General features: G+C 71.7%; 13 protein-coding genes. 5 read left to right on the top strand and 8 right to left on the bottom strand.

Annotated features, from left to right (window positions below; all coding sequences use genetic code 11):
• The first annotated feature begins 1 nt into the window (after position 1).
• The 3 genes from OHT52_RS16500 to OHT52_RS16490 all read left to right on the top strand — a co-directional run bounded on the left by OHT52_RS16500 (position 2) and on the right by OHT52_RS16490 (position 3,273).
• Positions 2-739, top strand: coding sequence for an ABC transporter ATP-binding protein (locus OHT52_RS16500; protein WP_443046591.1), 738 nt, complete (start codon positions 2-4; stop codon positions 737-739).
• Entirely contained in the window at positions 723-1,628 is a 906-nt protein-coding gene (locus OHT52_RS16495) for an ABC transporter permease (protein WP_328720949.1), read from the top strand. The genes OHT52_RS16500 and OHT52_RS16495 overlap by 17 nt, the downstream gene beginning before the upstream one ends.
• Before the next feature lie 97 nt (positions 1,629-1,725).
• Positions 1,726-3,273 carry a glycosyltransferase family 2 protein gene (locus tag OHT52_RS16490; RefSeq protein WP_328720947.1) on the top strand — a complete coding sequence of 516 codons (1,548 nt, stop codon included), beginning with the start codon at positions 1,726-1,728 and terminating at the stop codon, positions 3,271-3,273.
• Between the two features lie 221 nt (positions 3,274-3,494).
• On the opposite strand, the gene rlmB is transcribed toward OHT52_RS16490, so the two are convergent.
• The 6 genes from rlmB to OHT52_RS16460 form a co-directional block, all read right to left on the bottom strand.
• Positions 3,495-4,451, bottom strand: coding sequence for a 23S rRNA (guanosine(2251)-2'-O)-methyltransferase RlmB (gene rlmB / locus OHT52_RS16485; RefSeq protein ID WP_328720945.1), 957 nt, complete (start codon positions 4,449-4,451; stop codon positions 3,495-3,497).
• A 119-nt stretch (positions 4,452-4,570) separates the two neighbouring features.
• Positions 4,571-5,971, bottom strand: a complete 1,401-nt coding sequence (gene cysS, locus OHT52_RS16480) for a cysteine--tRNA ligase (RefSeq protein WP_328720943.1) — start codon at positions 5,969-5,971, stop codon at positions 4,571-4,573.
• 459 nt (positions 5,972-6,430) lie between these two features.
• Positions 6,431-6,835, bottom strand: a complete 405-nt coding sequence (locus tag OHT52_RS16475) for a PPOX class F420-dependent oxidoreductase (protein ID WP_328720941.1) — start codon at positions 6,833-6,835, stop codon at positions 6,431-6,433.
• Positions 6,836-7,040: 205 nt separating this feature from the next.
• A complete protein-coding gene (gene ispF, locus OHT52_RS16470; protein ID WP_328720939.1) occupies positions 7,041-7,550 on the bottom strand; it encodes a 2-C-methyl-D-erythritol 2,4-cyclodiphosphate synthase in 510 nt (169 codons plus the stop codon).
• A complete protein-coding gene (ispD, locus tag OHT52_RS16465) occupies positions 7,540-8,349 on the bottom strand; it encodes a 2-C-methyl-D-erythritol 4-phosphate cytidylyltransferase (protein ID WP_328720937.1) in 810 nt (269 codons plus the stop codon). The genes ispF and ispD overlap by 11 nt, the downstream gene beginning before the upstream one ends.
• 566 nt (positions 8,350-8,915) lie before the next feature.
• A complete protein-coding gene (locus OHT52_RS16460) occupies positions 8,916-9,398 on the bottom strand; it encodes a CarD family transcriptional regulator (protein WP_003953493.1) in 483 nt (160 codons plus the stop codon).
• Between the two features lie 719 nt (positions 9,399-10,117).
• On the opposite strand from OHT52_RS16460, the gene OHT52_RS16455 reads away from it, so the two are divergent.
• Positions 10,118-10,759 carry a DUF461 domain-containing protein gene (locus OHT52_RS16455; RefSeq protein ID WP_328720935.1) on the top strand — a complete coding sequence of 214 codons (642 nt, stop codon included), beginning with the start codon at positions 10,118-10,120 and terminating at the stop codon, positions 10,757-10,759.
• A gap of 99 nt (positions 10,760-10,858) precedes the next feature.
• Here the strand turns inward: OHT52_RS16455 and OHT52_RS16450 are convergent, their stop codons facing one another.
• Positions 10,859-11,539, bottom strand: a complete 681-nt coding sequence (locus tag OHT52_RS16450; RefSeq protein WP_275493488.1) for a response regulator transcription factor — start codon at positions 11,537-11,539, stop codon at positions 10,859-10,861.
• Entirely contained in the window at positions 11,536-12,795 is a 1,260-nt protein-coding gene (locus OHT52_RS16445) for a sensor histidine kinase (protein ID WP_328720933.1), read from the bottom strand. The genes OHT52_RS16450 and OHT52_RS16445 overlap by 4 nt, the downstream gene beginning before the upstream one ends.
• Positions 12,796-12,991: 196 nt before the next feature.
• Here OHT52_RS16445 and phoU point away from each other — a divergent pair, with 196 nt between their 5' ends.
• On the top strand, positions 12,992-13,669 hold the full coding sequence (phoU, locus tag OHT52_RS16440) for a phosphate signaling complex protein PhoU (protein ID WP_328720932.1): 678 nt from the start codon (positions 12,992-12,994) through the stop codon (positions 13,667-13,669).
• Positions 13,670-13,754: the final 85 nt, after the last annotated feature.

Genomic DNA, 13,754 nt, shown 5'->3' with positions numbered 1-13,754 from the left:
CGTGCCGACCCCGGGCCGAACCCCCGCTCCCGCGCTCGCCCTGAACCAGGTCACGCACGCCTACCGGACCGACGGGCCACCGGTGCTCGAACGGATCGATCTCACCGTCGCGCAGGGGGAGTTCCTCTGCGTGCTGGGCGCGTCCGGCTCCGGGAAGTCCACCCTGCTGAGTCTCTTCGGCGGGCTGGAGCACCCCTCCTCGGGCACGGTGTCGCTGCCGTCGCCGCGGCCCGCCCTGATGTTCCAGGAGCACGCGCTCTTCCCCTGGCTCACCGCCGGCGGGAACGTCGAACTCGCCCTCCGCTTCGGCGGGTCACCGAAGGCGGACCGGGAAGCCGAAGCCCGGCGGCTGCTCGCCCTGGTACGGCTCCCGGACGCGTACGACCGGCCCGTCCACGAACTCTCCGGCGGCATGCGGCAACGCGTCGCGCTGGCCCGCGCGCTCGCACAGGGCAGCCGGGTCCTGCTGATGGACGAACCCTTCGCCGCGCTCGACACGATCACCCGCGACGTGCTGCACGAGGTCCTCCTCGGCATCTGGGAAGCGCGCGGGCTCACCGTCGTCTTCGTCACCCACCAGGTACCCGAGGCCGTACGGCTCGCCACCCGCGTCGTGCTGCTGTCCTCGCGCCCGGGCCGCATCGCCCACAGCTGGCGGGCCGGTGAAGCCGGGGCGGACAGCACGGCCATCACCGCCCGGCTGCGGGAGGAGATCCGGCGCCATGCCCCCGCCCACTGAACAGAAGGAACGGACGGCCGAAGCCGCCGTGCTCACCGAGGGCCTGGACCGGCTGGACACCACCCCGGTACGCCCTCCCGCGACCGGCGGGAAGGCGCGGCGCCGCGCCGCCCGCCTCCGCGATGCGGCGGGCGCCCCTGCCCTCTCCGCGCTCGTCCTGCTGCTGCTCTGGCAGGGCGCCCACAGGCTCGGCCTCTCCGCCACGCTCCCCTCCCCCGCCGCCGTCGCCACGTCCCTGGGCGACGCGCGGCGGGACGGCACGCTGTGGCCTGCGCTCGGCCACAGCCTGCTGCGTACGGCCTGGGGGTTCACGGTCTCCGCGGTGCTCGGCACCCTCCTCGGGCTGCTGATCCACCGGGTACGCGCCGCGCGCGGGGCGCTCGCCCCGGTCCTCTCGGCGCTCCAGTCGCTCCCCGCCGCCGGTCTCGTACCACTCGGGGTCATCGTCTTCGGCGAGTCCGAGAAGGCGGTGTACGCGGTGGTGCTGCTCGGAGCCGTACCGTCCGTGGCGCTCGGCGTGGCCGGGGCGCTCGGGCAGATTCCGCCGCTGCTGCTGCGGGCCGGGCGGTCGCTCGGCGCCACCGGGCCCGCCCTCGTCCGGCACATCCTGCTGCCGGCCGCGCTGCCCGGTCTGGTGGCCGCGCTACGGCAGGGCTGGACCTTCGGCTGGCGGGCGCTGATGACCGCCGAGCTGATCACCGCGACCCCGCTGCCGGGGGTGGGCCGGCTCCTCAACTCCGGCAAGGAGAACGACGACACCGCGCTCGTGCTCGCCGCCGTCCTCCTCGTGCTCGCCGTCGGCATCGTCATGGAGTCCGCCCTCTTCACCCCGGTGGAGCGCCGGGTACTGCGCGCCCGCGGCCTGCTCCCCGACACCGCCAGGCCCTGACCGCAGACCCTGCCCCCGGGCGGCGCCCCCCGGCCCTCCCTCAAGCCGCCCCCGCCCCACCCTCCGTGCGCCCGCGCACGCCCCGAAAGGCACACCCATGAGCCCGGCCGCCTCCTCATCTCCGCCGAAGGTCAGCGTCGTCGTCCCCGTGTACAACCCGGGTGCCCACATGGACGAGTTGATCGACTCCCTGCTCAACCAGACGATGGACCCGGGCGACTTCGAGGTGATCCTCGTGGACGACGGCTCGACGGACGGCACCGGAGCGCGGCTCGACCGGCTCGCCGCCGAACACGCGCACTTCCAGGTGGTGCACATCCCCAACTCCGGCTGGCCGTCCCGCCCCCGCAACCTGGGGATCGAGCGCGCCAGGGGAACCTACGTCCAATTCGCCGACAACGACGACTGGTTCGGCACCGAGGCGCTGCAACGGCTTTATGCCTACGCCGAGGAGAACGGTTCCGACATCGTGGTGGGCCGGATGGCCGGCCGGGGCCGGGGCGTCCCCCGGGAGCTGTTCCGCAGGAACCTCCCCGACGCCCGGCCCGAGAAGAGCGCGCTCGTCGACAGCCTCACCCCGCACAAGATGTTCCGGCGGTCCTTCCTGCTGGAGCACGGGCTGCGCTTCCCCGAGGGCAGACGCCGGCTGGAGGACCACGTCTTCGTGATGGCCGCCTACTTCGCCGCCCGGCGGATCTCGGTCCTCTCCGACTACGTCTGCTACTACCACGTGGCCCGCCCCGACCACTCCAACGCGGGCTTCCGCACCTTCGACCCCGCCGGCTACTTCGGCAACCTCCGCGAGGCGCTCGACATCGTCGACGCGAACACCGTGCCGGGCGCCGTCCGCGACCGGCTGCACCGGCGGTGGCTCCGGGTGGAGACCGTCGAACGGCTCAGCGGGAAGAGATTCCTGAACGCCCCCGAGGAGTGGCGCGAGGACTTCTTCCGCGAGGCCCGCGGGCTGGTCGCCGAGCGGTTCGCCCCGGGAGTCGCCGCCGGGCTGCCCGCCCGCCAGCGCGCGGCGGCCGAGCTCCTCGTCCAGGACCGGATCGACGCGGTGCGCGGGCTCGCCGCCTGGGAGGCGTCGGTCCGCGCCAGGGCCACCGTCTCCGCCCCGTCCGCCGAGGAGATCACCGCCACCGGCGAACTGCTCTCCGGCGGCTCCCCGCTCACCTTCACCCACCGCCCGGACGGGGCGGACACGTTGTCCGTCCCGGTGGACGGCATCCCGGCCGAGGTACTGGACGTCACCAGGGCGCTCAGGACCGCCAAGATGGACGTGCTGGCCCGGCGCAGGGGCGGCGCGGAGGAGTTCTTCGTACCGTCGAAGACCAGCGTCACCCGGGTCCCGGACCCGAACGCCCCCGGCGCCTTCCGGACCGTCCACACCACCGTCGCCCGGATCGCCCCGGACACCCTCAACTCGGGTCGCAACGCCGGGACATGGGACCTCAAGGTGCGCATCAGCAGCTGCGGCTGGCAGCGCGACGCCCCGCTGCCGCTCAGCCTCCTCATCAGTACGGACGGCGCCCCGCCCGTCCTCGCCACCCCGCCCGCACGCCCCGTCACGGTCCTCCGCCTGAAGCGGGCGGCCCGGCGCAGGACGGCGGCCCTGCTGGCCCGGCTGCGCGGCCTGGTCTGAAGGCCCTCCCGGCCGAACGCCATCATGGCGCCACGAGCGAGCGACGGCACCGCCGACCGGCGATGGCACGACGAGCCCTTCGGCCCCGACGACCCGTAGCCGCTTCCCCGAGCGTACGAAAGCGGCCCCGGGGCCACCCGCTCGTGCGGGCGGCCCCGGGGCCGTTCTCGTCATGCGTACCGGCCCGGGCGCGTGGTACCGGGCCGGTGGTCAGTGGGCGCTCACGCGCGGCGGCGGGCCACCTCGTAGAGCACGATGCCGGCCGCGACACCGGCGTTCAGCGACTCGGCGCCACCCGGCATCGAGATGCGGACGCGGTAGTCGCAGGTCTCGCCCACGAGGCGGCCGAGGCCCTTGCCCTCGCTGCCGATCACGATGACGACCGGACCGGCCAGCTGCTCCAGGTCCTCCACGGTGTGCTCACCGTCGGCGGCCAGACCGACGACCGTGAGGCCCGCCTTCTGGTAGCCCTCCAGCGCACGGGTCAGGTTGGTGACCCGGGAGACCGGGGTGCGCGCGGCCGTGCCGGCCGACGACTTCCAGGCGCCCGCCGTCATGCCGGCCGCACGCCGCTCGGGGACGACCACGCCGTGGCCGCCGAACGCCGACACGGACCGGACGATCGCGCCCAGGTTGCGCGGGTCGGTGACCCCGTCGAGCGCGACGATCAGCGGGTCCTCGCCGTTGTCGTACGCGGCGGCGGTCAGGTCCTCCGGGTGCGCGTACTCGTACGGCGGGACCTGGAGGACGAGGCCCTGGTGGTTCAGGCCGTTCGTCATCCGGTCCAGCTCGGGGCGCGGCGCCTCCATGAGGTTGATGTTGCCGCGGTCGGCGGCGAGCTTCAGCGCGTCACGCACCCGCTCGTCGTTCTCGATGTACTGCTGGACGTAGAGCGTCACCGCGGGGACGCCGTCGCGCAGCGCCTCGTAGACCGGGTTACGGCCGACGACCATCTCCGAGGTGCCCTTGACGCCGCCGCGCCGCGGGGCGGGGCGACGGGCCGCCGCCTGCTTGGCCGCGGCGTTCGCGACGCGGTTCTTCTTGTGTCCCTTGCGGGCGGAGGCGGGCGGCGTCGGGCCCTTTCCTTCGAGGCCACGGCGTCGCTGCCCACCGCTGCCGACCTGCGCGCCCTTCTTGTTGGACGTGCGGCGGTTCCTGCGCTGGCTGTTCCCGGCCATGACCTACCTGTTTCGTTGCTTCAGAAATTGCTTCAGAAATGCTTCTACAAGTGAAAGTGTGCCGCCCGGACGGCCGGGCGGCACATTCGCGCCGGTGGGCGCGGTGTGAGGAGCGGCGCTCAGCGCGGTCCCAGCGTCCACCGGGGCCCGCTCGCGCTGTCCTCGATGACCAGCCCGGACTGGTTCAGCTGGTCGCGGATCGCGTCCGCGGCGGCCCAGTCCTTGCGCTCGCGGGCCCCCTGCCGCTGGTCCAGCACGAGCCGCACCAGCGTGTCGACGACACCGTGCAGATCCTCACCCCGGTCGCCCTCGCCCGCCCAGTGCGGGTCGAGCGGGTCCAGGCCGAGGACGCCGAGCATGGCCCGGACCTCGGCGAGGCGGGCGACCGCGGCTTCCTTGTCGTCGGCGGCGAGCGCGGAGTTGCCCTGCCGGACGGTGGTGTGGACGATCGCGAGCGCCTGCGGGACCCCCAGATCGTCGTCCATCGCCTCGGCGAAGGCCGGCGGCACCTCGGTGGCGGGCGCGACCGTCTCGCCCGTCTTCTCGGTGACCCGCTGCGCGAAGCCCTCGATCCGCGCGAACGCGGACTCCGCGTCACGCAGCGACGCCTCGCTGTACTCGATCATCGAGCGGTAGTGCGCGGCGCCCAGGTAGTAGCGGAGCACGATCGGTCGCCACGCCTTGACCATCTCGCTGACCAGCACGGAGTTGCCCAGCGACTTCGACATCTTCTCGCCGGCCATGGTGACCCAGCCGTTGTGCACCCAGTACTTCGCGAAGGTGTCGCCGAACGCCTTGGACTGGGCGATCTCGTTCTCGTGGTGCGGGAAGATCAGGTCGATCCCGCCGCCGTGGATGTCGAACTCGGTACCGAGGTACTTGTGCGCCATCGCGGAGCACTCCAGGTGCCAGCCGGGACGGCCGCGGCCCCAGGGGGTCTCCCAGCTGGGCTCGCCCGCCTTCGCGGACTTCCACATGGCGAAGTCCCGCTGGTCGCGCTTGCCGGTCTCGCCCTCGCCGGACGGCTGGCGCAGGTCGTCGAGGTTCTGGTTGGAGAGCTCCAGGTACCCGGGGAACGAGCGCACGTCGAAGTAGACGTTGCCGTCCGCCGCGTAGGCGTGGCCGCGCTCGATGAGGCCGCGCATCATCTCGATCATCTCGGTGATGTGGCCGGTGGCGCGGGGCTCGTAGGTGGGCGGCAGGCAGCCGAGGGCGGCGTAGCCGTCGTTGAACGCGCGCTCGTTCTCGTATCCGATCGACCACCAGGGGCGGCCCTGCTCCTCGGACTTCCGGATGATCTTGTCGTCGATGTCCGTGACGTTCCGGATGAAGGTCACGTCGTAGCCGCGGTACGCGAACCAGCGGCGCATGATGTCGAAGTTCAGGCCGGAACGGATGTGCCCGATGTGCGGTGCGGCCTGGACGGTAGCGCCACAGAGGTAGATCGAGACGCAGCCCGCTGTGAGCGGGACGAAGTCACGGATCTGCCGGGCGCTGGTGTCGTACAGGCGAATAGTCACGCCACCAGGGTAGTAGGCCGACACCAGTGCCCCGCGACCTCTGGCGAGCCCCGGGGTAACTTTTCTGCTATACGGGCCTCCGGAGGGCACCCAGAAGGCGCCACCACGGGGCGCCGGGTGCAGGTGGGGCGCTCGGGACGGGTGTGGCGTGGCCCTTCCGCCCGCGCGGGAAACACTTTCCCGGCGCGGGCGGAAGGGCCACCGCCGGACGCCCCGGCGTCCCCCACCTCACGGGTCAGTACACCTAGCTAGGGCGTGTGTCGAAAGTGGCGCCGTCCGCCCGGAGGGCGTGTGTCGAAAGTGGCGCCGTCCGCCCGGAGGGCGGATCCGGCGGCGTCCGGTGCGTGCGACCGCAAGGCGGAGGGGTGCCCCGATACTGGATGTATCGGGGCGACCCCGACAACGCGGCGAGCGTGCGTGCCGGGCGTCGCCGGACAGGCGGGACTTTCGACACACGGCCTAGATGCGGCCGACCACCTTGCGCGGGGTGATCCGCACGACGACCCGCTCGGCGTCGTTCACGGAGTCCGGGTTGAAGTCCGCGTACCCCTTGCCCGTGTACTTCCGGGACAGCTGGTCGATCAGCTCCTGACCGCCCTCCGTCGACAGGGTCGCCTCGCCGCGGATCTCCGCGTACGAGTACGGCGCGTCGAACGGCTGGAGCAGCACGGTGACCCGGGGGTCGCGGCGCAGGTTCTTCTCTTTGCGGCGGCCGACCGTGGTGGAGATCAGTACGTCGTCCCCGTCCCGCGCCACCCACACGGGTGATACCTGCGGACTGCCGTCCGGCTGGATGGTGGCGACGTTGACGAACACGGGGGTGTCCAGCAGGTTCTTGAGCTCATCGGAAAGTGCGGCGGTCATGACCTACGTCCTCCTGCGAATGCCGTGACGGGCTGTGACGGTGAGTGATGCGCCTCACTCCTACCCGCTAACCCCGCGCCCGCTCGCTTCGTTCCCGCGCCACGCCCACCGCACGGGTGAAGACGTGGCGCGGTGGGCGTACGGCCTCCCGGGGCCCGCGCCCGTCCGGCGGCGGGCCCCGGAGCGGCCTCGGGAGGTCTCGGCCTCAGGAGGCGCGGTACACCAGCGCGGTGGCGATCCCCGCGACGCCCTCGCCCCGGCCGGTGAAGCCGAGGCCGTCCGAGGTGGCGGCGGAGAGGGAGACGGGCGCGCCGACGACGGCCGAGAGCACCTGCTGCGCCTCCTCGCGGCGCTTGCCGATCTTGGGCCGTACTCCGACGACCTGCACGGCGACGTTCCCGATCTCGAAGCCCGCCGCCCGCACGATGCGCGCCGCCTCGGTCAGCAGCGTGACCCCGGAGGCGCCGGACCATTCCGGGCGGCCGGTGCCGAAGTGCTGCCCCAGGTCGCCGAGGCCCGCGGCGGAGAAGAGGGCGTTGCAGGCGGCGTGCGCGACGACGTCCGCGTCGGAGTGGCCGGCCAGGCCGGGGCCCTCGCCCTCCCACTTGAGGCCCGCGCACCAGAGCTCGCGGCCCTCCTCGAAGGCGTGGATGTCGGTCCCGATCCCGACGAGCGGGATCACGGGACGCGGCTGGGGGGTCGGCTCAGAAACCATCGTTCGCCCTCCGGCGTGCGAGTACCGCTTCGGCCAGCACGAGATCGAGCGGCCGGGTCACCTTGAACGCCTCTTCGTGGCCGGGCACCACGACGACGGGCTCGCCGAGACGTTCCACCATGCCCGCGTCGTCGGTGGCGCCCTCGCCGTCGAACACCACGGTCGCGTGCGCCCGCACCAGCGTGTCCCGGTCGAAGCCCTGCGGGGTCTGCACCGCGCGCAGCCTGGCCCGTACCGGGGTCGAGAGCACCGGCTCGGGGGCACCCGGGACCGCCGGGGGCTCGACCTCCTTGACGGTGTCGGCGAGCGGCACGGCGGGCACCACGGCCGGGGCGCCGGCGCGCACCGCCTCGATGACGGCGTCCACGGTGTCGACCGGCACGAGCGGGCGGGCCGCGTCGTGCACCAGGACCGTGGCCACGTCCTCGGGCAGCACCTCCAGGCCGAGGCGGACGGACTCCTGGCGGGTCTCGCCGCCGGGCACCACCACGTAGTCGGTGCGCTCGGGCAGGGCGTGCGCGTCGAGCAGGTTCTTCACGGCGGGGGCGCCGTCCGGCGGGGCGACCACCACGACGAGCGAGACGGCGCGCGAGGCAGCCATCGCCCGCACGGCGTGGATCAGCATGGGTGTGCCGCTCAGGGTGCGCAGCGCCTTGGGCGCGCCGGGGCCGAGCCGGACCCCCCGGCCGGCCGCCGGGATGACGGCGGCGGTACGGGGCGGCCGGGGGGCACCGGCGGGCGCCTGCGCGTCCGTGGGAACCCGCTGTCCGGCGGGCGGTGGCAAGTCGGACGGTGACATCGGTGACATCGGTTGCACTCCGAAGCTTCGGCAGGTTTGTCGCCACGGCCGACGTGGGTAGGGCCCCAAGCGAGCCGCCGTACAACGGCCCGCCTCGGTCCGGACCCCTTCCGTGACCCGGTCGAGCGAGTCGTGGCGGCGGCGCGGGGCGGCCGGTGCGTTGACCGGCCGAGGGGGACGCTAGCCGTACAGGCGCCGGCGCGACCACCACCTGGTATCCGGCCGAATTCAGCCGCATCCGGGTGGCCGAAAAAGAATCTTGAAAAGTGCCGGGCACCTCGGTGTCCGGTCCCCCGCACGCGGTGAATCCGGTGCGGTGGGTTCCGCCGCATCGGAAACCCGCCGCACCGGGAACCGGAGTCGGCGGTGCGGGGGCATGAAAGGCCCTCGGCCAGGGATGACGCCGTCGGGTGTGGAGTGATCCGGCGCGGGCACGCGGTCAGAAGAAGCACGCCGACACGTGCGCCCGCCCGTAAAACGAACATGCCGCGGCACCCGGAGACTCACCGTTCAAGACGGCTGGTCGGCGGGGACCACGGCATATTCGACGACCGGTGCGATCCGGTTCAGGACGCGAGAACCTCGTCGAGCAGGGCTTCGGCCTTGTCCTCGTTCGTGTTTTCCGCGAGAGCCAGCTCACTCACCAGGATCTGGCGGGCCTTGGCGAGCATGCGCTTTTCTCCGGCGGAGAGTCCACGCTCGCGCTCACGACGCCACAGGTCGCGCACCACTTCGGCGACCTTGATGACATCGCCAGAGGCGAGCTTCTCCAGATTTGCCTTGTAACGACGGGACCAGTTCGTCGGCTCTTCCGCGTACGGTGCGCGCAGCACCTCGAAGACCCGGTCCAGCCCGTCCTGCCCGACCACGTCGCGCACGCCCACGAACTCCGCATTGTCCGCCGGCACACGAACCGTCAAGTCGCCCTGAGCGACCTTGAGCACCAAGTAGGTCTTGTCCACGCCTTTGATCTGGCGAGTTTCGATAGCCTCGATCAGCGCGGCCCCGTGATGGGGATAGACCACGGTGTCGCCAACCTTGAACGTCATGTGACAGGTACCCCTTCCGTGGCTATCCAGGGTAACACGAGAACCGCTACTGCTGAATGGCGTTTTCGCAGGTCAGGGCATATCTCGGGGCTTGACAACAGCATCCGGGACGTGCTGCGCGGGTCTCCGCGGAGACGGTATTCGCAGGTCGGAGCCGTTGTGCGACCGACCGGAAACGCGCGTCCCGCACGCCCGGGAACTCTGTCCGAACGGGTTAAAGATCCCGTTTTGCCGGATTCGGGGAGTCGTACTTTCTTCCACGCGTTCGGAGATCGATCACACGATCGACGGAAGTTTCGCCGATCCATTGGAATTGATCAAGCCGTTCGTGACAACCGCCGGGACAACCCCCGCGACAACGGTCCTCGTGCTTTCCGCCGACGAATGCGCCACCGCCGGGAGAATTGATCATTCGCGATTTGTGAACGGTGGATGTCGGACCGTGCACCGGGACACCGGGACCGGTCGGAGGACGGACGATCCCGGCGGGGCCGGGGCCCGGAGCCCGGACGGGCCACCCGGCTCCCGCGGAAGAGCCATGGGCCAAAGGGGCGGGTCGGGTGCGGGACGCGAGCGGCGGCTCGGTAGCCTAAGGCCGCTGACACACCCTTAGGGCGGCTTTACGTCACTCGGTCCGCCGCCCCGCACGGTCGTGCAGTGCACCTGCGCACCACGCCCGTAGTCCGCAGAAACCGATCGTTCAAGGAGTTGCCGCCGCCGTGAGCCGCAGCCTTCGACACGGCGCCCTCGCCGCCACTGCCCTCGTGATCTCGATCGCCTCGCTGTCCGCGTGCGCCGCGGGCAACAACGCGGCGACCCTCCAGGTCCGGCCGGACAACGCCGCCACCTCGGTCGGCGACATCAAGATCCAGAACGTGAACGTCGTCACGCAGCCCGAGCGCGACTCCGAGGGCCCCGCCGTGGTCACCGGTGCCGTCTTCAACCAGGGCGACGAGGACGAGACGCTGGAGGCCATCACGCTGCCCCGGTCCAGCACCCGGGTGACGCTGCACGCCGCCGAGGGCGACGGGCCGCTCGTGGTCCCGGCCGGCGGCAAGATCGTCCTCGGCGGCGAGGGCAACGCCTCCGCCGTCATCGAGAACGGCCGTCAGGCCACCCAGAACGGCAACGTCGAGCAGGTCGTCTTCCGCCTCAGCGAGAGCGGCGACATCGCCCTGGGCGCCACCGTCGTCCCGTCCCGTTCCTACTTCGAGGGCTTCGGCCCGAGCGCGCTGCCCACGGCCGCCGCTTCGCCCGACGCGACGGCCTCGGCGGACTCGTCGGCCTCGCCGGACGCCTCCGCGAGCCCCGACGCCTCCGCGACCCCGACCGACGGCGAGACGTCCCCCGCCGCCGAGTGAGTCGCGCGCCACGGCGCGGACGGTCGTACGAGTGAAGGGCGCCTTCCCCGAGGGGAGGCGCCCTTCACTCATCCGTGTGCCCGATGGCCGGCCACCGGTTTACGGCTCGAACTTGTAGCCCAGGCCGCGGACCGTCACCAGGTAGCGCGGCGCCCCCGGGTCGGGCTCGATCTTGGCGCGCAGCCGCTTCACGTGCACGTCGAGGGTCTTGGTGTCGCCCACGTAGTCGGCGCCCCAGACCCGGTCGATGAGCTGCATGCGGGTCAGCACGCGGCCCGCGTTGCGCAGCAGCATCTCCAGCAGGTCGAACTCCTTGAGCGGGAGGTCCACCTTTCCGCCGGAGACGGTGACCACGTGCCGGTCGACGTCCATGCGGACCGGACCGGCCTCCAGGGCGGCCGGCGTGATCTCCTCCGGCTCGCCGCGACGGCGCAGCACCGCACGGATGCGCGCCACCAGCTCGCGCGAGGAGAACGGCTTGGTGACGTAGTCGTCGGCTCCTATCTCCAGACCGACGACCTTGTCGATCTCGCTGTCCTTGGCGGTGACCATGATCACCGGGACGTTGGAACGGTTGCGCAGCTGCCGGCAGACCTCGGTACCGGGCAGGCCCGGCAGCATCAGGTCGAGCAGGACGAGGTCGGCGCCGTTGCGGTCGAACTCGTCGAGACCGTCGGGACCCGTCGCCGCCACGGCGACCTCGAAACCCTCCTTGCGCAGCATGTAGGACAGGACGTCGCTGAAGGATTCCTCATCCTCGACGACAAGCACTCGGGTCACGGAAGGGCCTCCGGGGCAGGAAAGGGTTCAAAAGCTGTTTCGAACGGTCCCTCGTCGTCACTGTTGACGAGTAGTGGTCCGCCGGTGGTGCGTTCCCGTACGGCGCCCGATTCGGGCAGCCGCAGGGTAAAGGTGGAGCCCTGTCCCTCGGAGCTCCAGACGGTGACCTCCCCGCCGTGCGAGGCGGCCACATGTTTGACGATGGCGAGGCCCAGGCCGGTGCCACCGGTGGCTCGTGAGCGGGCGGGGTCGACGCGGTAGAACCGCTCGAAGACCCGGTCCCGGTCCTTCTCGGAGATGCCGATGCCCTGGTCGGTCACGGAGAGCTCGATCAGGGGCCGCCCCTGTCCGGTCACGCGCCGGACGGCGATACCCACACGGGTACGGGCGGGGCTGTAGTTGACGGCGTTCTCGACCAGATTGCCGAGGGCTGCCGCGAGCTGGCCGCGGTTGCCCCAGACGGAGAGGTCGTTGGTCCCGCCGGAGGCCATGGTGATCTCCTTCGACCCGGCCGGCTGGCGGCAGCGGTCGATGGCCTCGGCGACGAGCTCGTCCACCCGGACGGACTCGGCGTCCTCCAGCGGGTCGTCGTTCTGGACGCGGGAGAGGTCGATCAGTTCCTGGACGAGGTTGGTGAGCCGGGTCGCCTCGATCTGCATCCGGCCCGCGAAACGCTCGACGGCCTCCCGGTCGTCGGACGCCTCCAGGACCGCCTCCGACAGCAGGGAGAGCGCACCGGTCGGGGTCTTCAGCTCGTGGCTGACGTTCGCGACGAAGTCGCGGCGTACCGCCTCTATCCGACGTGACTCGGTCAGGTCCTCCACCAGCAGCAGCACCAGCCGGGAGCCCAGCGGCGCGACCCGCGCGGAGACGGCGAGCGCGTCGCCCCGGCCCGTACCGCGGCGGGGCAGCTCCAGCTCGACCTGCCGTATCTCACCGTCCCGGCGGGTGTCCCGCGTCATCTGGAGCATCTGGTCGACGGCCAGCCGGCCGCCGCGCACCAGGCCCAGCGCGTACGCGGCGGAGCTGGCCTTGACCACGCCGTCGCTCTCGTCGAGGACGACCGCTGAGGAGCTGAGGACGGAGAGGACGGTGTCCACTCCGGGGGGCAGGGTGGCGCTGGTCTCGGGCCGCACGGATGCCCGTGTCGGCTTCTTCAGATCGCGTTCGCTCCAGCGAAACGCCAGCATCGCGATCACACCGGTGCACAACCCGGCGATCCCGGCTGCTGCGGCGACCGCCGCGTTCACGTCCATGTCGTCCAGGTTATGCGTCGATGCGCACGCTCCCACAGCCATACGAGTGCCTACTCGAACACTCGTCGCCCAGAGTTCACCGAGGGTATGGGGGTGGTTCACTTCGGCGGACCGATTCCGACGCGTTCCCCCCTCACGGTGGGAGCGTGGGGTTCGAGCCAGAGACCCCGGCCACGAGGACTGGAGAGGGACTTCCATGCGCGACGCCTACCACGAGGAACTCGACTCGATCGGCGAGGACCTGGTCGAGATGGCCCGGCTCGTCGGGTCGGCGATCGGACGGGCCACCACGGCCATGCTCGACGCCGACCTCAATCTCGCGGAGACGGTCATCGCCGCGGACCAGCGGGTCGACGACCTCCAGCACGAACTGGAGGCGCGCGCCATCGCCCTCCTCGCCCGGCAGCAGCCCGTGGCGACCGATCTGCGGATCGTGGTCACCTCGCTGCGCATGAGCGCCGACCTGGAGCGCTCGGGCGACCTCGCCCAGCACGTCGCCAAGCTGGCCCGGCTCCGCTTCCCGGACAAGGCCGTACCGCACGACCTGCACGCGACGATCCTGGAGATGGGGCAGCTGGCACAGCGGCTGATGGCGAAGGCAGCCGAGGTGATCATCACCAAGGACGTCGACCTGGCACTCCAGCTGGAGCAGGACGACGACGAGATGGACCTGCTGCACCGCGCGCTCTTCCAGCACCTGATGGACGACCGCTGGAAGCACGGCATCGAGACCGCGGTCGACGTGACCCTGCTCGGCCGTTACTACGAGCGCTTCGCCGACCACGCCGTCTCGGTCGCCAAGCGCGTCGTCTACCTGGTGACGGGCGAGCACGCCGACGATCTCCAGACCCCGACCTCGGTGGAGGGCGCGTAACCGGCGCGGGCGGGGCGGATGTACGGCCCGTACCGCCCGCGCGGCACGATCCGGCGCACCGCGGCGGCGCCGGATCGTGCCGCCG

This window comes from Streptomyces sp. NBC_00247 (assembly GCF_036188265.1).
Classification (GTDB): Bacteria; Actinomycetota; Actinomycetes; order Streptomycetales; family Streptomycetaceae; genus Streptomyces.
The sequence above is the reverse complement of the archived record's forward strand: the minus strand, read 5'-3'. Positions and strand labels throughout refer to the sequence as shown.